Source organism: Enterococcus sp. FSL R5-0957 (assembly GCF_038008005.1).
Taxonomy (GTDB): Bacteria; Bacillota; Bacilli; order Lactobacillales; family Enterococcaceae; genus Enterococcus_B; species Enterococcus_B faecium.
On record NZ_JBBOYG010000001.1, the window covers coordinates 531,302 to 551,451 of the forward strand.

Here is a 20,150-nt window from a genome sequence, read left to right on the forward strand (position 1 = left end):
AGTTGCTTGGACGGCAAAAAAAGTGGTATGGTTAAATCGAGTGCTGGTAGGGAGACCAGCAAAAGGAGGAAAAAATGGTAACGAATATGGTTATTTTTTTAACAGTATTGGTTTATGGGGGCAACTTTCTGGTATATATGTATCTTAAAATCAATCATATAAAAGATTATGTAGAAAAGATTGCTATTTATTTTGGAACAAATATGACGCTGTTGTTCACGAGTAGTATTTTTTTGTTTTTTGGAAAAATAGTAGAAGACGGCATTCTGGTATTCGAATAAGCAGAATTTTTGTAGAAAGCGCCTTACTTGTCATACACTATAATTATAGCCAAGTAGCAAATGGTCAATCGAAAGGAGCAGTACAATGAAAAAAGCATACGAAACAGCAATGATCAACCATGGCGGGCGCAATGGAGAAGTCGAGGCACCAAATGGCTCGATGCATATGAAAATCACTCCTCCAGGAATCCATGCAGAAGGAACAAATCCAGAACAATTATTTGCAGCAGGTTATGCTTCTTGTTTCAATGGGGCGGTACAACATATGATCAAAGAAGCAGGAATGACAGCAGAGTCCACAGTAAAAGCACGTGTCTCTCTTTATAATTTAGATGATGGCGGCTATCAGATCGGTGTAGTATTAGAAGTGCATATCGATGGCATCAGCGAAGAAGAAGCCCAAAAAATTGCAGAAGATGCGCATGAATTCTGCCCTTACTCCAAAGCAACTAGAGGAAATATCGATGTAGAAGTAACGATTGTTTAGAAGAATAAAGGAAATCGAACCAGACTAAAAACGTGAAAGGACCGCTTTTTGTCTGGTTTTTTTTTTTGACAAATAAAGCAGATGATTTGGAAAATAGACGATTATCGGTTATTATATTTTTGTACCAATCGGTAGGTAAAAAGAAGCGAGGGAAAAATGATGGAAAAATATCAAAATATTGTGATCGGTTTTGGAAAGGGCGGTAAGACTTTAGCGAAGGCGTTAGCTTCAAAAGGTGAATCGGTTTTAGTCGTTGAAAAGTCAATACGTATGTATGGCGGAACATGTATCAACATCGGCTGTATTCCTTCTAAATCATTGATTTTCAATGGAGAAAGAGGAATCGACTTTACAGAGGCTGTTGCTCGGAAAGAAAAATTGACGGGCATGCTTCGCGCCAAAAATTATCATATGATCAGCGATGAGGCAACTGGGACAGTGATGGACGGTACAGCACGTTTTCTTTCTAACCATCAAATCGAAGTGACGAATAATGGTGAAAAAGTGATTGTTGAAGGCGAACGGATTTTCATCAATACTGGTTCTGAACCAATCATTTTACCAATCAAAGGATTGAATACAAGTCGCTACTTGATTGATTCTACGCAAGCGATGGATCAGGAACAATTACCGGAAAAATTAGTGATCATCGGGGCTGGATATATTGGCTTGGAATTTGCATCAATGTTCAATGAATACGGATCTAAAGTTGTCGTTCTTGATGCCCATTCTGAATTTCTTCCACGTGAAGATGAAGATATCGCGCAAATGATTTTAGAAGACATGACAAATGCGGGAATCGAATTCCATCTAGGTGTATCTGTAGATCAAGTAGCAGACCAAGAATCAACAGCTGCCGTCACCTTTACAGAAGATGGCCTAGAAGTAACAATCCAAGCGTCAAAAGTTTTGGCTGCAACTGGAAGAAAACCAAGTACAGCATCACTTGGATTAGAAAATACAGATGTTAAACTAACAGATCGCGGAGCAATCGCTGTGGATGAATACCTTCGTACAGATGCAGACAACATTTGGGCGATTGGAGACGTCAAAGGCGGATTGCAGTTCACTTATATCTCTCTAGATGATTATCGAATCATTATGGATCAGTTGAAGGGCGAGAATAAACGAACAACGAATAACCGGAAAGCTGTGCCTTACAGTGTATTTATCACTCCGACTTTATCCAATGTAGGTTTAACAGAAAAACAAGCCAAAGCACAAGGCGTCAATTACAAATTATTCAAGTATATGACAAGCGGTGTCCCTAAAGCACAAGTATTAGAAGATCCTAAAGGTGTATTCAAAGTTTTAGTCGACCCTGAAACTGACTTGATTCTAGGGGCAAGTATCTATGCGGAAGATTCTCATGAAGTCATCAACTTGATTTCGCTAGCTATGAATGGAAAACTTCCTTATACGTTATTGAGAGATCAAATCTATTCTCATCCAACAATGAGTGAAGCTCTAAATGATGTATTAAAATAAATAACGAATGGAGAATCCACCATGTTCAATAATAAAAATACAGCAGTAGTTCTCACTGACCCGCAAGTCGAGTTCTTGAAACCAGCAGGCGGTGGCTTTGGTTTGACAAAAGATATCTTAGAAAAATACAATACGATCGAAAACATGATCGAAATGGTGAAACAAGCAAAAGAAAAAGGATACAAACTCTTTATTTCTCCCTCATTATTTTTACCCACATGACCATAAATGGCAATTTGGCGGTGCAGGAGAACATATGATGCTTGAACAGCAAATGTTTGCTAGAAAAAGTCAATATGAATCAGTTGAAGAAGGTTCAGGAGCTGATTTCATCGAAGAATTGAAACCATATTTGGATGAAAATACGATCATCAGCTCTCCTCATAAAATCTTTGGACCAGAAAGCAACGACTTAGCGCTTCAATTGAGAAAAAATGGAATCGACACAGTAATTCTCGGTGGAATGAACGGAAACTTGTGTAGCGATTCCCATATGCGTGAATTGGTAGAGAGTGGATTCAATGTTGTGGTAGCGACAGATGCAGTTGGTGCTCCTGGTCAAGAAGCAATGGACGCAGCGTTGACGAACTTTGGCACAGTCTTTTTTAAACGATTAAGAAGAAAAAATGATGAATTTATTGTATAATATAGGACTATGAGAAATGAAAAAGGAGAATATCATTGAAAACAAAGGAAAAGATCTTGGAAGCGACCAAAGATCTTATTTATAAAAAAGGCTATCATGAAACGTCAATCCGAGATATTCTAGCAGCTTCTGAGACGGGGAAAGGGCAATTTTATTATTACTTTTCTTCAAAAAAAGAAGTTTGTCTAGCGGTGATCCATGCGCATATGGACGTGTGGCAGACAGAATTGTTCGAAGACATCTTAAATGCTGGAAAACAGCCAGAAGAAGCATTAGAAGAAATGTTGGACTGGATTTTTGCTGATCATGAGACACAGATCACTTATCATGGCTGTCCTGTAGGTAATTTGATTATTGAGTTGAGTACAGTGGATGAAGAATACCGTCTGTTGCTACTAGAATTAGTCAATCAATGGGTCAAGTATACGAAACAAAATATCCTGGCACTTTCTGAAGAAAAACTGTCCGATGAAGAAGCAGACCGTCAAGCCAAAGCGTTGATTGCTGAAATCCAGGGAAGTATCTTATTGTTGAAAGTCACACAGGATCTATCACTACTTAGACAAAATTTTCAATTGATCAAAGAAAGATTGTTAACTTCGCAAAAGGTTCTTTAATAATTAGAGGTTGTGAAAGAAGTGGTCAGCTTCAAGAAATAAGAAGGAATTTACGAAAATTGCTTCTCAAATTTTTGTGAAATTTCGGCTTAATACCGAGAAACTGGCTTTGGAACACCGTTTACCCAGAGGTCGTAAGCCTGCCGTTTCACTCCGAGTCACAAGGAACAATTTCAAAAAGCAGAGCTTCTCATGTTTGTTGAATATTGTGACTTGTGACCGAGGAGTTGGCAGGAGAATACCATTCACTGGAGAGTTTGTCACTTGTCACAACTTTTTTAGTTCTACACAAATTGAAAGCGTTTTGTTGGTGCGAACTTCTTGTTGCAGTGTATGATAGAAAAAAAGATTGGGAGGGATTAGGATGTGTGGTCGTTATTTTTTTGATCTAGAGTCAGAGCTCCTTCAGAATTATTATCGAGAAGCCCAGACGAAACAACCGGAGCAGGCAGCAGAATTAGCAGCTGGAGAAGTTTTTCCGTCAAATCTTGTTGTGACGTTAAGAAAAGAGGAAGAAAACATCCTCACTCCGGAAATCATGAAGTGGGGATTTACCGGATTTAAAAAAGGACAATTGATGATTAATGCCCGTGCAGAGACAGTAGAAGAAAAAAAGACCTTTCATCAACCATTTTTGCAAAATCGTTGTGTTTTCCCAATGAGTGGCTTTTATGAGTGGAATGAAGAAAAAGACAAATTTATGTTTTCAAATAAGGAAAAAATAGTGTATATTGGCGGTTTTTATCGTAGCCATCAGGATGAAAAAATGGCAGAATCAATCATAATGACTACTGAACCTAACCGCACAGTCGCACCAATCCATGACCGAATGCCGCTTGTCTTGACTGAAGAACAAATTGAACCTTGGGTAACAGATATTTCTTTTGCGCGAAAAATCATTACTCAGCAGATGCCTGAATTAGTAATGGAGAAGGTATAACATAATCGATTTTTCAAAGAAAGAGCGGCAAAAAACGAAAAAGACTTCAGCACAGATCCCAAAAACAAAGAGAACAGAAGAAATGCTCATAAGCTGCATATACTGCATCTATAGAGTCACAGTCGACCTTTCTAAGGTATAGCTTCTATTTGTTTTTTACTCGTGCTGCGAGTCTTTTTTATTTATACCTAACGATGTTTATCATTATGACTCTTTGAATTCTTGGAATCTAAAATTCAAACTTAACGACTGGTTGGCAGTTGTATATTCTCTGAGTTTATAGATAAGAGGTTGCCATTTATCCACATTGATATGAGTTGGATCATGTAAAATCCCTTCTTCTACAAAAATAGCTACGATCTCACATTCTACAATAGCAAAGTCTTCTCTAGTTGAAATTCGTTGAACCAACGTTTCTATTTGAATCGGGCATTCTTTGATCCGAACAGTTGAAACTTCTTCACCTGCTAGTTTCGTGAACTTTCCCAATTGAAATTTGTCAGAGCAAAAGGAATAGCCAGCTTTTTGTTTATAATCGGGCATGATAGGATGGCCTGTCGTCTTTGCGATTTTCTCCCAAAGCGTTTTATCTGCAAAATTGAAGGTAGCGGGGAGTTAGCTATAGTATTTGGGTAGCTTTTGGATCCATAGGTTCAATGTTTCTTGGATTATTTTTTTATTTTATGATTTGTCAAATTAAGCTAGAATAAAATGCTTCTTGTACATAGCTCAAAAATATTTCGATTGGTGTTCTGTAATTCAATGATTTTCTTGGAATATGATTACGTTGATTGCTGACACTGGAAATAAATGTCTGATTCACTTCTCTAAAATCCATTGATTTCGGCAGTCCATTACGACGCAGAATCCCGTTAGAATTCTCGTTTAATGGGCGTTGAGAAGGTGTTCCAGGGTCCGCAAAATATATATCAATATCATGTTGGTTACTAATGGCTTTCCAGTTAGAAAATTCTTTTCCACAGTCAAACGTAATAGATTTAAAGAAGTTTTTAGGGAAGCGAGAAAACCATTGATTAAGGGCAGTTTCAATATCTAATGCCTTACGGCCGTTGGGTTTAATCGTGATAATGACTTTAGATAATCTTTCAACTAAAGTAATGACGGCACTTTTATGATGAATGCCAACGATCGTATCACCTTCAAGGTGACCAAACTCAGAATTGAAATCAGGATAATTATCAGGTCGATCATGGATTGAGCGCTGATACTGTTGTTTTCCCCGTTTTTCCTGATGGCCATTGGGTTTTCTTTTACCTTTCATCGGTAGTGTGTCAATATCAAATATTCCTTTAGAAAATAAACGATAAAGTGTTCTCATACCGCATGAAACAGGTCTTTCTTTTCGCCCGATAATGACGTCAGGCGTCCAACCAAGAGTGACTTTCTCTTTAATGTAATCTACTTCATGAGCAGGTAATTGAATGACTTTTCTCCCACATTTTTTCTTATTTTCTTTATACTGGTGCCAATAATCAAGAGCAGTCTTACCTTGCTTGAACTTATTGACTACATTATAAATAGTTTGTATAGCACGTCCCATTCGGTTAGCGATTTCAACCGGCTTATTATGTTGAAGATAATATGATTCTATCATTGTCAGTTCGTCTATGGTAAGATGTTTGTAGGTCATTTATGGTTACACTCCTTTGTTTTCTTTCGTCGGAAATACAATTTGAGTGTACCATAAATGCCTTTTTATTTTTCTAACTTAATTTTACAATTCGCGTAAAATAACCAACAGCAAAAAATACGATGAAAAACAAACTTGGAACTAATGTATCATTAATAAATGTTGAAAGATTCAGCAACTCATTACTGTATGATTTTAGCAGCCCAACCAACATATACCCTATAAAAGCTAATAAGATGGTTAGGAATCCTTTAGAATTTTTACTCATTCATAAACACTTCCTTAAATAGCTTTTATTATAGAAGGTATTGTAAATAATAATATTGACAAAAAGTGACTCAAAATAAAAAAAACCTTACATTATACTGGAATGAACTGTATTGATAGTGTACCTAAAAGCTCTACTGACATAAGATCGTGTAATCGGTAAAGTAATTTTATTAATTATACGGGATGTAATCAATTAGAGAATAAACTAATCATAAAAGGTACTTTTACATTCATAATTGTCGCTTTGAGATTCTACTTTGGTTCACTATCTGACCCAATTGCACATTTTCGAGCATTACAAGTATTGGTGTCGTTAGAACAACTAAATAGAAACTAGCGGTAGATTTTTCAGAATCTATGCTAATTTCTGTACGGATGTTCCAGTGATGGCAAATTTCTCTTTTCATTGTTTTTCTTGTCGCATGATATGCCTTTTTGTGTTATTCAGTTAAACTATAGAAATTCTTTCCTAGACAGATCTTGATCCCAAATTTTACGTTTTTAAGCATCGATATAGTTTAAAATGACATTACTCATATCTAAAGAGTTTAGATTTTTTAGGACTAAAACTGTCAGTTGTTCTTTTTCTTCTTTCTGTTAAAGTATTGTCGCGACTTTTCGTATACGTTAAGATATGTCGTGAAAAAACAAGTTTTGTGACACAAAAAAACGAATGACTTGAGGAAATCACCTCAATCATTCATTTAAAATGCTATATATTCTTTAGTTTAAGATACAGAAATTAATCCCATCGACCACACTAGTAGAATGAACGACATTTACTTGGCCTTTTTTTAATTTCGTTATGTTTAGCGTATAAAAATATTATAGAGTTTACTTACAATGCTTAAAACATATACTGTATAATCTGATCAATTTTAGCCATGTCTTGCAATGGTAAGTTTTCTATTTTTTTGAGTTTTCGTTCCTTAAAATCAAGAGATTTTAATTGTGAAATAATTACTTGTCCTTTTATATCTAGCTCTTCAGGTAATGAGTAACGTGTCGGTAAATTCTTTATAGTGGAAGTAATTGGACATATGACCGAAAACATTGTTTTACGGTTAAATTCATAACGAGAGACGACTAGTCCTGGTCGTCTTTTTTGAATTTCTTTTCCTACTGAGGGATCAAAATCAATCCATACAATATCACCTTTTTTAGGAATATAAATTCTTTCTCCTGACACTATAAAATTTCTCTTCCTTCAGGAGTTAAATCTTCCCATTCGTCTTTCTCATAATACTCGGCCTCTTCCCCACCACTAAATGGATCTTCAATTTTTGGAACTAACGTAATTGTTCCATCATCAGAATACACAACGATATATTCTTGGTTTTCTGAAGGTTTCTTTCCGTTATCAGAAGGTAAAGTTACCACTACAGAACTTCCTTGTAATCTAGATTTTGTAACAAGCATTATCATCACTCCCTTAATAAAAGTATACTATATAACACTAAGTAACGCAAAATTCCCCTTTGTAAACTATCTAGAAAATTGTTTTGTTTAAAGTATATCTTATTGGATATAAATAGAAATAAATTGTAGCCAGTTCATTTTTTCTTTAAACGCGAATTGTAAAATTAAGTTAGAAAAATAAAAAGGCATTTATGGTACACTCAAATTGTATTTCCGACGAAAGAAAACAAAGGAGTGTAACCATAAATGACCTACAAACATCTTACCATAGACGAACTGACAATGATAGAATCATATTATCTTCAACATAATAAGCCGGTTGAAATCGCTAACCGAATGGGACGTGCTATACAAACTATTTATAATGTAGTCAATAAGTTCAAGCAAGGTAAGACTGCTCTTGATTATTGGCACCAGTATAAAGAAAATAAGAAAAAATGTGGGAGAAAAGTCATTCAATTACCTGCTCATGAAGTAGATTACATTAAAGAGAAAGTCACTCTTGGTTGGACGCCTGACGTCATTATCGGGCGAAAAGAAAGACCTGTTTCATGCGGTATGAGAACACTTTATCGTTTATTTTCTAAAGGAATATTTGATATTGACACACTACCGATGAAAGGTAAAAGAAAACCCAATGGCCATCAGGAAAAACGGGGAAAACAACAGTATCAGCGCTCAATCCATGATCGACCTGATAATTATCCTGATTTCAATTCTGAGTTTGGTCACCTTGAAGGTGATACGATCGTTGGCATTCATCATAAAAGTGCCGTCATTACTTTAGTTGAAAGATTATCTAAAGTCATTATCACGATTAAACCCAACGGCCGTAAGGCATTAGATATTGAAACTGCCCTTAATCAATGGTTTTCTCGCTTCCCTAAAAACTTCTTTAAATCTATTACGTTTGACTGTGGAAAAGAATTTTCTAACTGGAAAGCCATTAGTAACCAACATGATATTGATATATATTTTGCGGACCCTGGAACACCTTCTCAACGCCCATTAAACGAGAATTCTAACGGGATTCTGCGTCGTAATGGACTGCCGAAATCAATGGATTTTAGAGAAGTGAATCAGACATTTATTTCCAGTGTCAGCAATCAACGTAATCATATTCCAAGAAAATCATTGAATTACAGAACACCAATCGAAATATTTTTGAGCTATGTACAAGAAGCATTTTATTCTAGCTTAATTTGACAAATCATACAAACAAACAACGAATGAAGCTGGAGAAGCGGTATTTTCTACCGTCCAAGTGACGGAAGAAGCACCTTCTTCTAGAGATAAAGTCTATCTTTTCTTAGAAACTTATTCGCCAGCTCATATTTCCAGAATCGCGTCTCCAATGGTTGTTATGATGCCAGTGATGATGCCTGATATGGTGGATGGTGTGTGGGATGGTTCTACATGGAAAGACACATACAATACAGATGTGCATTTGTATCCGAAAAACGAAATCAGAGAAGCAGATAAACAGATGAATGTAGAGGAAAGCGACCTTAGACAAGTAACGATTATTAATGAAGCTGGAGAACAAGAAACGATTTCTTATATTGATCTAGAAAGAGGAAAAACGGCTTCTTACACGATCACAGCACCTATTCCTTATTTCATCGATTCTGTCCTTGAAAACGGAAGCGCTGTTATCAAAAATTACAAAATCACAGATACGCCTACAGTTGGTCTAACTTATTATGATCAGGAAATAGAAGTGCGAGCCGGCGAGACGATTTTAACAAAAGGACAAGATTATATAGTAGAAGTAGTAAACAACGGGTTTGTCGTGACGATTTTGACAGAAGAAAATGGAGTAGCCAAAGTAGATACTTTAGGTAGATTAGCAGATGCACGTGGAGGAGATTTAACGATCACGTATAATTTGAAGGTTTCCACAGAACTAGAAGCGGATGATTTCCATAACAACACAGCGGTTATTGAAATCGGACGAAATGATGAATTTGATTATGAAGAAGGAGTAGAGCCACCAGAGAAAGTCACAACAGGTGGAAGAAAGTTTGAAAAATATGATGCATCAAGTAGTGAATTGCTTAAAGATGCAAGATTCGAATTGTGGAATGAAGACCGTTCTGAATACGCAATATTTTATAAAGGGGTGTCGCCTTTAGCTGTTTATGAATCAGGAGCAGATAGAATTGAGTGGGCAACAAGCGGACAAGCAACAGAATTTGTCGCAGATGGAAATGGATACTTTGAGGTTCAAGGGTTAGATTATGGAACCTATCAAATGAAAGAGACCATGGCGCCAGAAGGTTATGTACTTCCAACAGGTGAGGCAGCCTTTACTGAATTTATCATCTCTTATGGAAGCTATAATGAAGAAATTCAGAACGTAGGAGTAGAAAATCCAGGGCCAGAAAGAGTACCGAATATGAAACGCGGGTCACTTCCTGCTACTGGTGGGAACGGGCTCTTGGCATTCTTACTAATCGGAATAAGTTTGATGATTGGAGCGTACAGCTGGTACCGTAAATCTAAAATGAAGTCTGAAGTATAAGCAACAAAAATAAGCTGCAGCAATCGGTTTTATAAAGGTTGCTGCAGTTTTTTTTAAATAAGAAGGTGAAGAAAATGGAAAAGAAAATAGGTAATAGACCTCAAACCCAAATCAGTCTTTTATTACAATTATTTATGGCAGTGATGTTTCTTGCCGGAGCTGCAGTTTTTACATATCCATTTTTAGCAGATGCTCTCAGCAATTATTTGGATCAAAGAAGGATCGAGAATTATCAAAAGCAGCTTGAACGCGATAAAGAAGAAAAACATGAGCAACAATTAGCAGTGCATGAAAAGAAAAATCAGACGCTTGCTCATACATCAGTAATCCCAGGAATGGGACAAGTCAAAGATCCTTTTGAGCAAGCGGTTAGAAATGTCCAAAATCCAGGAAAAGAATATTACGAACAACATATGATCGGAGCCATCTATATTCCGAAAATCAATGTTAGCTTGCCTTTATTTGATGAAACGAATGATCTTTTGTTAGATAGAGGAGCGACAGTCCTGCAAGGCACCTCTTTTCCAACTGGAGGAGAGAGTACACATTCCGTGATTACCGCCCATAGCGGTATTGCTGAGAAAAAACTCTTTACGGATCTTGAAGAAATGGAGCAAGATGACCGATTCTATCTTGAAGTGTATGGTCGGATGCTCGCTTATGAAGTCGTTGAGAAAATTGTTGTCCTTCCAACAAAAACAAATACATTAGCAATCAGAGAAAAGCAGGACCTAGTCACACTTATCACTTGTACACCTTACACCGTGAACACTCACCGATTACTAATGACAGGAAGGCGAGTTCCCTTTACAGAAGAAGTCTCTTCAAAGATAGAACAGACAAAAAAATACCATCTTTATCGATTACTTATACCCCTTCTAGGTATATTGCTAGTGCTAACGCTTTTCGGTTATTGGTGTTATTGGAAATTTAAAAGACAAAAACAACTAAGGAAAAATAACAGATCATAGACCAATTGTTAAGAATAACATAATAAATTTAAGCTGTATTGAAAAGACAAAAGCGATTAAATCGCATATTTCCAGTTTTTTTTAAACGTTTGCTAAAATGACATTTTCCAGGTAAGCCAACTTGTTTCACAAGGGCTTCTTTGATATTGTAGTAGCAAGAAGAAAGATGGAGGGATTTTTTATGGCAAAAATCATGGTAGTCGAAGACGAAGAGATCATTCGACAATTGATCATGGAGGAACTTGAGAAATGGCAATTTGAAACCTTTGGAACGACCGATTTCAATCAAGTGTTCTCAGACTTTGAAAGAGAAGAACCACAGCTTGTATTACTAGATATTAATCTTCCCGTTTTGGATGGCCATTATTGGTGTCAAAAAATACGTGAAGTATCGAAAGTACCGATCATTTTTATCTCCAGCAGGAATACGAATATGGATATGATCATGGCTATGAACATGGGGGCAGATGATTTTGTGACAAAACCTTTCCAAATCGATGTACTGATTGCAAAAATCAATGCATTACTTCGCCGTTCTTACAACTACACAGAATTATCTAGTGAAATGATGAGCCACAATGGCATTACGTTGAATGTTGACAACGGAAGTATGGAAATCAACGGAGAGATCATTGATTTGAGCAAAAATGAATATCGTCTATTATTTATTTTGATGAAGCACAATGGAAAGATCTTAAGTCGGGAAAAATTGCTGCGAGCACTGTGGGATGACGAACGATTTGTAGATGACAATACATTGACAGTCAACATCAATCGGTTACGCCGAAAAATCGAACAGGCAGGTATCCAAGGATATATCGAAACAAAAGTAGGACAGGGATATATCGTTCCCTGAAAGGATGAGCGGTTAAGATGAATTTTTTTAAATATTTGAAAGATCAGTGGACATTGATCTTGGGATGGCTGTTTTTTATTGCATTGACGATCTTTGTGATGTGGCTGGCGCCAAACATCAAAGTTGATTTGAGCACAATTGCTTATTTAGCTTTGATTGAGGGCGTCTTTCTGATTTTTTATCTGCTGGGTGGTTACTTGAGCAAGAGAAGATGGTGGGGAAAATTAGCTGACATACAAAAAACTTCCCCTTTGCAAAACTATTTGAGCGGTGGACGAACAGAAGAAGAAAAACTGGTAGAAGAATATATCAATCAGCTGATCCGTGAACACCAAGAAGTAATGCAATCAGCAATCAGTAATCAACAAGACCAAAAAGATTATATTGACTCATGGGTCCATGAAATCAAAGTACCACTTTCCGCTTCTAAATTGCTAGTTCGTTCGATCGAGTTCGATATTGACGATCAAAAGTATACATTACTAGAAAATGAATTATCAAAAATCGATGAATACGTAGAACAAGTTTTGTATTATGCAAGACTAGACAGTTTTTCGCGGGACTACCTCATCCAAGAATATGGACTAAAAGGAATCATTCAGCCTGTGATACGCAGTCAGGCAAATTATTTTATCCAAAAAAATATTCGCTACGAGATCGTTGGCGAGGATCATACTGTTTTGACCGATGCTAAATGGATCGCTTTTATCTTCAACCAATTGCTTAGTAATGCCATCAAATATACGCCGGATCACGGAAACATCATTGTGAGCATAGAAAAGGAAGCGCAAGGAGTCAGCCTTTCAGTTAAAGATTCAGGGATAGGTATCCCAGCAGAAGACTTGAAACGGATCTTTGATAAGGGATTTACTGGGAGAAATGGTCGACTTAGCAAAACACATTCAACAGGATTAGGACTTTATTTAGCAAAAAATCTGGCCGAAAAATTAGGGATCCATTTGACGGCTGAATCAACTGAAGGAAAAGGGACAACAATGACTTTATTTTTCCCAATCTTAAATTTTTATAATGAAAAACGTTAGAAAATCGTTAGAAACGAAAAAAAGTGCTTGTATTGTTAACGTTTTCGCTGATAAGTTTCTTATCATGTGAAATAAAAGGAGATTGGTTATGGAAATTTTAATAGCATTAGTCCCTATGTTGGCATGGGGTAGTATTGGTTTAGTAAGTGGTAAAATTGGTGGCGATGCCAATCAACAAACACTAGGAATGACGATCGGTGCATTTCTGTTTTCTTTAGTTGTCTTTTTCGTTGTTAGTCCTGTAATCACCCCTTGGATTTTCTTGATCGGATTTTTATCCGGCTTAGCTTGGAGTGTTGGACAAAATGGACAGTTCCATGGAATGAAGTACATGGGTGTTTCTGTAGGGTTACCATTGTCTACTGGTTTTCAATTAATTTTGAATACGATTGCGGGAGCCGTTTTCTTCCATGAATGGACACAAACGAAAGATTATGTATACGGTATTATTGCTTTAGCTCTTCTTGTAAGCGGTGCGTATTTGACTGCCCGACAAGATGACGAAGTAAAAATAGATACAGAGAATAAAATGCTTGATTTTGGTAAGGGTTTTAGAGCATTGATCTTCTCTACGATTGGTTATGGTGTATATACCATCATCGTCAACTGGGCGAATTTGGATGCGATGTCAATTATCTTACCTCAAAGTATCGGAATGATCTTAGGCGCAAGCTTTTTTGCTTTCCGTAAAGTTAAAGTCGATCAGTTTGTGTGGAAAAACATGATCTGTGGATTATTATGGGGCTTAGGAAACATCTGCATGCTTCTAACAGTCAAATCACTTGGTTTAGCTGTTGGCTTCTCACTTTCACAAATGGGGATCATTATCTCTACTTTAGGTGGGATTTTCATCCTTGGCGAAAGAAAAACGAAAAAAGAGCTCATTTATGTTATTGTTGGTTGCCTTTTAGTCATTTTAGGTGGTATCCTTTTAGGGTATATGAAAACAGTTTAATCGCTGTTTTCCAACCTAAAATGGGGAGGAACTTCAATGGATTTGTTTCGTAAGAAAGAGATCAATCTCAATCATACGAGTGAGATGAAAAAAGAACTAAAAACGTCTGATTTGATCATGCTTGGAATTGGTGCGATCATCGGTACGGGAATATTTGTGGTGACAGGGGTTGCGGCCAATCAAAATGCTGGTCCAGCACTGTCACTTTCATTTGTCTTAGCTGCAATCGTTGTCATTTTGTCTGGACTAAGTTTCGCAGAATTTGCTTCGCGAGTGCCAGTGATTGGTGGGCCATATGCCTATCTGTATGTTGTATTTGGTGAATTTGCTGCCTGGCTGACAGGGTGGTTGTTGATCGGGGAATTTTTACTAGCGGTTTCCTCTGTTGCTTCCGGATGGTCTGGCTATATGCAAGGTTTTTTGAAAAGTTTAGGGGCCGAACTTCCACAAGCATTAACTGGCGGGTACAATCCGGAAAATGGTACATACATTGACTTGATTGCGGTGCTCGTAGTGATATTCGTCACTTACATCGTGTCGCTTGAAGCCAAGAAAGCATTACGTTTGAATAATGCCATGGTATATGTCAAATTTGGTATCATCGCGTTGTTTATCATTGTAGGAATATTTTTCGTTAAACCTGATAACTGGCAGCCATTCATGCCTTTTGGTTTTTCCGGTGTGCTAGATGGTGCAGCTCTTGTGTTTTTTGCTTTCTTGGGATTTGATGCCGTTGCAATGGCAGCCGAGGAAGTCAAAAACCCGCAAAAAGATGTGCCAAGAGGAATCATTGGTTCGATACTGATTGCTACTGTCCTTTACATCATCGTAACGCTGATCTTGACAGGAATCGTTCCGTATACTGAACTAGGAGTCAATGACCCAGTGGCTTTTGCAATGAGGTATGTAGGACATGGAACAGTGGGCGCGGTGATCGCTGTAGGGGCAATTTTAACGCTACTGACGGTAACGATCTCGATGATGTATTCACTTGCTCGTTTACTGTTTGCTGTCAGCAAGGATGGCTTACTTCCTAAGTTTATGACAGAAATCGATCAAAAGCATTGTACACCGAAAAAAGCGACTTATGCCGCTGGTGTGGCAGCTGTATTCTTTGCCGGATTTTTCCCATTGAATGTATTAGCGGAACTAACGAATATCATGGCGCTCGCCTATTTGATGCTTGTTAGTCTAGGCTTACTGAAGTTGAGAAAAATGTTTGGCAAACCAAAAGCTGGAGAATTCAAAGTGCCATTCGTTCCGCTATTGCCAATCGTCTCCATCTTGACTTGTATTGTATTGATGCTTCGTCTGCAAACTGTGACATGGATCGTGTTCGGTATCGTAATGGTTATTGGACTGATCATTTATTTTGGCTATGGCTATGGACACAGCAAGATGAATGAGAAATAGACTCCAATGGAGAAGTTAGAAGAAAGATAAGAAAAACGCCCATCAACAGTGTAATAAACTGTTGATGGGCGTTTGTTTTAGTAACAAGCGAAAGGTGATCTATTGGGTTAAATCCAACAGTTTTTGTTTCAGATCTTCTTCCATGTGTCCAAGCTCTACTTCTGCATGACGACGTTTTTCTTTTCCTTCTTTTTGGATACGTAATGTCTCTTGGATTGTTTCGATCAAATCATTTTGAGTGGTTTGAAGGGTCTCGATATCCACGATTCCACGTTCATTTTCTTTTGCTGTTTCGATGGCTGAGATTTTCAGCATTTCTGAATTTTTCTTCAATAAGTCGTTTGTTGTTTCAGAGACTTGGCGTTGAGCAGTTACTGCATCTTTTTGACGAAGCAAGGTCAATGCGATCACGACTTGGTTTTTCCACAGCGGAATGGCTGTAGCGATAGATGCTTGGATCTTTTCAGCCAAGGCCTGATTTGTGTTTTGGATCAAACGGATTTGTGGTGCTTGCTGGATCGTGATCTGTCTAGCTAAGCGAAGATCATGCGTACGTTTATCCAGACGATCTAGGAATTGCGTGTAATCATTGGCAATCTGAACATCCATCTGATCGCCAGTTTCTTCTGCTCTTTTCATCGCTTCTGGAATGATCGTTGTTTGAAGTTCTTCCATTTTCAATTCTCCAGCAGCGATATAAATATTCAGTGCATCAAAGTAGTCTTTGTTTTTCTGGTAAAGCTGTTCTAACATCAGATTATCTTTTAGCAGACCGTCTTTTTCTTTATCTAATTTCACTGAAATCTTGTCAATTTGTGCACCAATCTTTTGATATTTTGCTGTCACTTCATAGATCGATTGTTTGACCTTCCCGAAGACACGCTGGAAGATGTTCCCTTCTCCGGCACGCAGTTCGTCAGGATTGGCTTCTTGGAGACGATACATCAGTTCAGTTAAGGAATCTCCTACAGGACCAATATCTTGTGCTTGCACATGATTCAACATCGATTGTGAGAATTCACTTAATTTTGCTTGGGCAGCCGATCCGTAGCTGATGACAGACTGTGCATCATTAGCATCGATTTTTGCTGCTAGCTGTTTAGCTTGTTCTTGGCGTTCCGCCGGTAGTTTGTCAATTAAACGAGCAGCTGTCTGTTGCTCTTGGAGCTGATCAATCTCCGCTTGTTGTGAAGTGGTCAGCGTATCTGTTGGAGTTGAAAACGGGTTGTTCAATAAATCTTCAAGTGTATCGTTAACTGGTGTAACATCTTTTGTTTCAGTCGGTTTATGATCCATAAAAAATTCCTCCTTGTTGAATCTGTTCTCGATTCTTACATGAATGTCTCTACTTTAGAAAAAGTACTCGAAACAGCCAGACATCATCTGAATGTTCCGAGTCTTCTTTTATGAACAAAAGAGTTAATCCTTTTGTTCTGGTTCATATTTATTATCACGCTTTAAGCTCTGTTTCGCAACAGATATCTCTACATCGATATCATCTAGATCCTCAGCAACGAATTTTTGATAATCTTGTGCGATTAAAGCTGACAGCTGGTCGATGATCTGCGCGCTTTCTTCTAGTTTTTCATAGGTCTGTTTGTTTTTGATCTCATGGTCATTGATCTCATTATACTTATTTGTCAAATCAACTAGATTCGGCAGATGCGTATAAAGAAACTGACTTGCTTCATGCAGTCGGTTTGGTTCTTTCACCAATTCTTTGAATAAAGCTTTTGCTGCTTTGACTGGATCATGGCGGAGATCGATTGCTTTAAGTTTGGCTGTCTGCTGCATATTCATTTGCAATTGATTGATCTCATTTTTTGTTTGATTCATTGTTTGTCGAAAAAATGAAATTTCATTCGCTGTCATACCACTTTTTTCATAGTGAGTTTCAAGTTCGTCAGTCAGTGCAGGAATTTCTTCTTGTTTTCCCTTTTTCCTACGCGAACCAAAGAGTCCCCACAAAACTAAAACTACACCTATCAATAAAAGTCCTAGAACAAAAGAAAAACTATTGTTTCGGACAAAGAGAAATAGCAAGACCAATGCTAGAAGCCACGGCCAATTTCGTTTTATCATAATAAACCCTCCATGTCATTTATCGTTGAGTATTGAATTCTTTTCGTTATTCGATTACATACTTATTTTAGCATACGGACTACTAGAAAGAGTATCGGACTAAAGAAGGATTTTCTATATTTAGAGAAAATCTAAGGTTTATCTATGGTAAACTAATAAGGAGTTTTTGAGAAAAATTGAAAAATGAAAAAAAAGCAGTTATGATTACAAAGAAAGCAGGAGAAGATATGCTGAACAATGAGCAATTTGAAGAAAAAACAATCAGTCGCAAAGAAATCTATAGCGGAAAAATTATTGATGTTGCTGTAGACGAAGTTCGTTTGCCAGATGGAGGAACTTCGAAGAGAGAACTGGTATTTCATCCTGGCGGTGTTGGGATCATTGCTTTTGACGAACAAGATCGTCTGATTCTTGTCAAACAATTTCGAAAACCTTTAGAAAAAGTGATTTTGGAGATTCCAGCTGGAAAAATCGATCCAGGAGAAGGACAAAATCCCGAAATGACAGCAGCTAGAGAATTAGAAGAAGAAACTGGCTATCGTGCGAAGTCGCTGAGCCATCTTACTTCGATGTATCTTTCACCAGGTTTTGCTAATGAAGTCCTTCATATTTATCATGCACAAGGGGTAGAGAAGGTCGAGAATACTTTAGCACAAGATGAAGACGAAGTACTGGAGTTGTATCATCTAACTCTTGAAGAGGCGCAACAAGCGATGAAAGATCAGTTGATTTGTGATGCAAAGACGATTTATGCGATTCAATACTGGGAACTATTGACCAAAGGAAAGTAGAGGGATCGGCTTATGGCCAAAGGACCGCTTATTACGCGAAGCGAACTTCGCAAGCGACAACAAGCACAAGCAAGCGAGTCATTAAAAAAACAGCGAAAAGCAGAAACAGCTTATCAGCAAGAAGAAAAAAAGATTGCCAGCTTTTATCGTAAAGAAAGCAAAAAGAATAAACCAATCACGAAAACAAGGATCAGCGAACGGGAAAAGACGACCAAATGGAACTCTTTTTTGATGAAATCTCTTATTATTGTTATCCTAATGTTATGTGTGGTTTTTTTAGCAATCGCATTTATATAGAAAGAAGGAATTAAAAAGATGAAAATCGGTATTATTGGCGCAATGGAAGAAGAAGTAAAAATTTTGAGAGAGAACCTAAGCGAACCATTATCATGGGAACGCGCAGGCGCTTTATTTATTTCAGGTTCATTAGGTAACCACGAAGTGATCGTCGTACGTTCCGGTATAGGAAAAGTCTTAGCATCTATTACCACAAGTCTGTTGATCCAACAATACGGCGTGAACATGGTGATCAATACAGGTTCAGCTGGCGGAATCGGTGAAGGCTTACAAGTAGGTGACATCGTTATATCAGACAAAGTAGCTTATTTTGATGCAGATGCAACAGGATTTGGCTACAAACCAGGACAATTACCAGGAATGCCTCTATATTATGAAGCAAGCACATATTTGCGCAGTGAAATGGTTAAAGCAGCAAAAGCAACGAATTTGAACGCAAAAGAAGGATTGATCGTTACAGGTGATACATTTGTCGACTCGCCAGATAAAATCAAAGAAATCTTAACGAATTTCCCTGAAGCATTAGCTTGCGAAATGGAAGGAGCCGCTGTTGGACAAACAGCTCGTCAGTTCAATATCCCATTTTTGATCGTACGTGCAATGAGCGACACAGCAGATCACTCGGCGACACAAAGCTTTGACGAATTTATCGAAGACGCAGGCAAACGATCAGCAGAAATGGTGATCGAATTTGTCAAACATCTTGTATAAGGAGGACTAAGATGAACGCATTGATCTCGATTGACTACACATATGATTTTGTTGCAGAGGATGGAAAGCTGACTACTGGGACAGCAGGACAAGTAATTGAAAAAAAGCTGACTGCTCATACAAAGAAGTTTATTGATCAAAAGGATTTTGTCGTTTTTGCCATTGATGCGCATGATCCAAAAGATTCCTTTCATCCGGAGAACCGCTTATTTCCTCCGCATAATGTGATAGGAACGGGTGGACGGGAATTGTACGGCTCTTTAAAAAGTTTATACCAAGACTATGAGCAAGAGGAAAATGTTTATTGGATAGACAAACGGCATTATTCCGCTTTTAGTGGAACAGATCTAGACATCCGTTTGCGAGAACGCCAGATCACAGATATTTATTTGACCGGCGTATGTACAGATATCTGTGTGTTGCATACAGCAGTCGATGCGTATAATCTTGGATACAAACTCCATATTTTCAAAGATGCCGTGGCAAGTTTCGATCCCGTTGGACATGAATGGGCATTGAGACATTTTGAATCCACACTAGGCGCAGAAATTTTATAAAAAAACAAAGTGATTTGATAAAATAAAAAGCACAAAATAATAAAAGAAGAGCATAAAACAAACGACTTTGTTTTACGCTCTTTTTTTATACGTTATTTTAAAAAAATATTATTCTTTTTACGTTAATAAATCTCTTTATTATCAACAACTT

General features: G+C 37.5%; 22 protein-coding genes and 2 pseudogenes. 17 read left to right on the top strand and 7 right to left on the bottom strand.

Translation table 11 applies throughout. The annotated features are described in order from the left end of the window. The first annotated feature begins 74 nt into the window (after positions 1–74). The 6 genes and pseudogenes from MKX69_RS02535 (at position 75) to MKX69_RS02560 (ending at position 4,459) form a co-directional block, all read left to right on the top strand. Positions 75–281, top strand: coding sequence for a hypothetical protein (locus tag MKX69_RS02535; RefSeq protein WP_341008645.1), 207 nt, complete (start codon positions 75–77; stop codon positions 279–281). Between the two features lie 85 nt (positions 282–366). Further along, a complete protein-coding gene (locus tag MKX69_RS02540) occupies positions 367–768 on the top strand; it encodes an organic hydroperoxide resistance protein (protein ID WP_002286825.1) in 402 nt (133 codons plus the stop codon). Positions 769–924: 156 nt separating this feature from the next. Next, on the top strand, positions 925–2,256 hold the full coding sequence (locus MKX69_RS02545; RefSeq protein ID WP_341008648.1) for an FAD-dependent oxidoreductase: 1,332 nt from the start codon (positions 925–927) through the stop codon (positions 2,254–2,256). A 21-nt stretch (positions 2,257–2,277) separates the two neighbouring features. After that, positions 2,278–2,902 (top strand): annotated as a pseudogene (locus MKX69_RS02550) (isochorismatase family cysteine hydrolase). Positions 2,903–2,937: 35 nt separating this feature from the next. Further along, positions 2,938–3,519 carry a TetR/AcrR family transcriptional regulator gene (locus MKX69_RS02555; RefSeq protein WP_002300332.1) on the top strand — a complete coding sequence of 194 codons (582 nt, stop codon included), beginning with the start codon at positions 2,938–2,940 and terminating at the stop codon, positions 3,517–3,519. A gap of 364 nt (positions 3,520–3,883) precedes the next feature. Further along, positions 3,884–4,459: an SOS response-associated peptidase gene (locus tag MKX69_RS02560; RefSeq protein WP_002318335.1), complete on the top strand. Its 576-nt coding sequence runs from the start codon at positions 3,884–3,886 to the stop codon at positions 4,457–4,459. Positions 4,460–4,663: 204 nt separating this feature from the next. On the opposite strand, the gene MKX69_RS02565 is transcribed toward MKX69_RS02560, so the two are convergent. The 5 genes from MKX69_RS02565 to mazE form a co-directional block, all read right to left on the bottom strand. Continuing rightward, a complete protein-coding gene (locus MKX69_RS02565; protein WP_002306002.1) occupies positions 4,664–5,002 on the bottom strand; it encodes a hypothetical protein in 339 nt (112 codons plus the stop codon). 148 nt (positions 5,003–5,150) lie between these two features. Then, on the bottom strand, positions 5,151–6,110 hold the full coding sequence (locus MKX69_RS02570) for an IS30-like element IS6770 family transposase (RefSeq protein ID WP_002293280.1): 960 nt from the start codon (positions 6,108–6,110) through the stop codon (positions 5,151–5,153). 73 nt (positions 6,111–6,183) lie between these two features. Continuing rightward, the gene (locus MKX69_RS02575; protein WP_341008651.1) at positions 6,184–6,378 is read right to left on the bottom strand and encodes a hypothetical protein; all 195 of its coding nucleotides are present in this window, start codon (positions 6,376–6,378) and stop codon (positions 6,184–6,186) included. Between the two features lie 849 nt (positions 6,379–7,227). Then, positions 7,228–7,569, bottom strand: coding sequence for a type II toxin-antitoxin system PemK/MazF family toxin (locus MKX69_RS02580; RefSeq protein ID WP_002349927.1), 342 nt, complete (start codon positions 7,567–7,569; stop codon positions 7,228–7,230). Continuing rightward, positions 7,569–7,799, bottom strand: coding sequence for a type II toxin-antitoxin system PemI/MazE family antitoxin (mazE, locus tag MKX69_RS02585; RefSeq protein ID WP_002323011.1), 231 nt, complete (start codon positions 7,797–7,799; stop codon positions 7,569–7,571). Before mazE ends, MKX69_RS02580 begins: the two co-directional genes overlap by 1 nt. A gap of 246 nt (positions 7,800–8,045) precedes the next feature. Here mazE and MKX69_RS02590 point away from each other — a divergent pair, with 246 nt between their 5' ends. The 7 genes and pseudogenes from MKX69_RS02590 (at position 8,046) to MKX69_RS02620 (ending at position 15,561) form a co-directional block, all read left to right on the top strand. Beyond that, the gene (locus tag MKX69_RS02590; RefSeq protein ID WP_002293280.1) at positions 8,046–9,005 is read left to right on the top strand and encodes an IS30-like element IS6770 family transposase; all 960 of its coding nucleotides are present in this window, start codon (positions 8,046–8,048) and stop codon (positions 9,003–9,005) included. A gap of 10 nt (positions 9,006–9,015) precedes the next feature. After that, positions 9,016–10,323 (top strand): annotated as a pseudogene (locus MKX69_RS02595) (SpaH/EbpB family LPXTG-anchored major pilin); the annotation flags it as partial. Between the two features lie 74 nt (positions 10,324–10,397). Next, entirely contained in the window at positions 10,398–11,294 is an 897-nt protein-coding gene (locus tag MKX69_RS02600) for a class C sortase (protein ID WP_341008655.1), read from the top strand. Between the two features lie 181 nt (positions 11,295–11,475). Then, positions 11,476–12,150, top strand: coding sequence for a two-component system response regulator SapR (sapR, locus tag MKX69_RS02605; protein ID WP_341008657.1), 675 nt, complete (start codon positions 11,476–11,478; stop codon positions 12,148–12,150). A 17-nt stretch (positions 12,151–12,167) separates the two neighbouring features. After that, positions 12,168–13,193, top strand: a complete 1,026-nt coding sequence (gene sapS / locus MKX69_RS02610) for a two-component system sensor histidine kinase SapS (RefSeq protein WP_002286770.1) — start codon at positions 12,168–12,170, stop codon at positions 13,191–13,193. An 88-nt stretch (positions 13,194–13,281) separates the two neighbouring features. Further along, positions 13,282–14,148 (top strand): GRP family sugar transporter, encoded by an 867-nt coding sequence (locus MKX69_RS02615; protein WP_341008659.1) that lies wholly within the window; start codon positions 13,282–13,284, stop codon positions 14,146–14,148. A gap of 36 nt (positions 14,149–14,184) precedes the next feature. Beyond that, positions 14,185–15,561, top strand: a complete 1,377-nt coding sequence (locus MKX69_RS02620) for an amino acid permease (protein ID WP_341008661.1) — start codon at positions 14,185–14,187, stop codon at positions 15,559–15,561. A gap of 99 nt (positions 15,562–15,660) precedes the next feature. Here the strand turns inward: MKX69_RS02620 and MKX69_RS02625 are convergent, their stop codons facing one another. Both MKX69_RS02625 and MKX69_RS02630 read right to left on the bottom strand, forming a co-directional pair. Then, positions 15,661–16,857, bottom strand: a complete 1,197-nt coding sequence (locus MKX69_RS02625) for a toxic anion resistance protein (protein WP_002286766.1) — start codon at positions 16,855–16,857, stop codon at positions 15,661–15,663. Positions 16,858–16,980: 123 nt separating this feature from the next. Beyond that, positions 16,981–17,643 (bottom strand): 5-bromo-4-chloroindolyl phosphate hydrolysis family protein, encoded by a 663-nt coding sequence (locus tag MKX69_RS02630; RefSeq protein WP_002286764.1) that lies wholly within the window; start codon positions 17,641–17,643, stop codon positions 16,981–16,983. Positions 17,644–17,870: 227 nt separating this feature from the next. Here MKX69_RS02630 and MKX69_RS02635 point away from each other — a divergent pair, with 227 nt between their 5' ends. The 4 genes from MKX69_RS02635 to MKX69_RS02650 are packed head-to-tail and all read left to right on the top strand — an operon-like array spanning position 17,871 to position 19,999. Further along, positions 17,871–18,434: an NUDIX hydrolase gene (locus MKX69_RS02635; protein WP_341010480.1), complete on the top strand. Its 564-nt coding sequence runs from the start codon at positions 17,871–17,873 to the stop codon at positions 18,432–18,434. Between the two features lie 12 nt (positions 18,435–18,446). Further along, positions 18,447–18,731: a cell wall synthase accessory phosphoprotein MacP gene (gene macP, locus MKX69_RS02640; protein WP_002286760.1), complete on the top strand. Its 285-nt coding sequence runs from the start codon at positions 18,447–18,449 to the stop codon at positions 18,729–18,731. A gap of 18 nt (positions 18,732–18,749) precedes the next feature. Further along, the gene (locus MKX69_RS02645) at positions 18,750–19,442 is read left to right on the top strand and encodes a 5'-methylthioadenosine/adenosylhomocysteine nucleosidase (RefSeq protein WP_002291218.1); all 693 of its coding nucleotides are present in this window, start codon (positions 18,750–18,752) and stop codon (positions 19,440–19,442) included. Positions 19,443–19,453: 11 nt separating this feature from the next. Next, the gene (locus tag MKX69_RS02650; RefSeq protein WP_002291217.1) at positions 19,454–19,999 is read left to right on the top strand and encodes a cysteine hydrolase family protein; all 546 of its coding nucleotides are present in this window, start codon (positions 19,454–19,456) and stop codon (positions 19,997–19,999) included. The last annotated feature ends 151 nt before the right edge of the window (positions 20,000–20,150 follow it).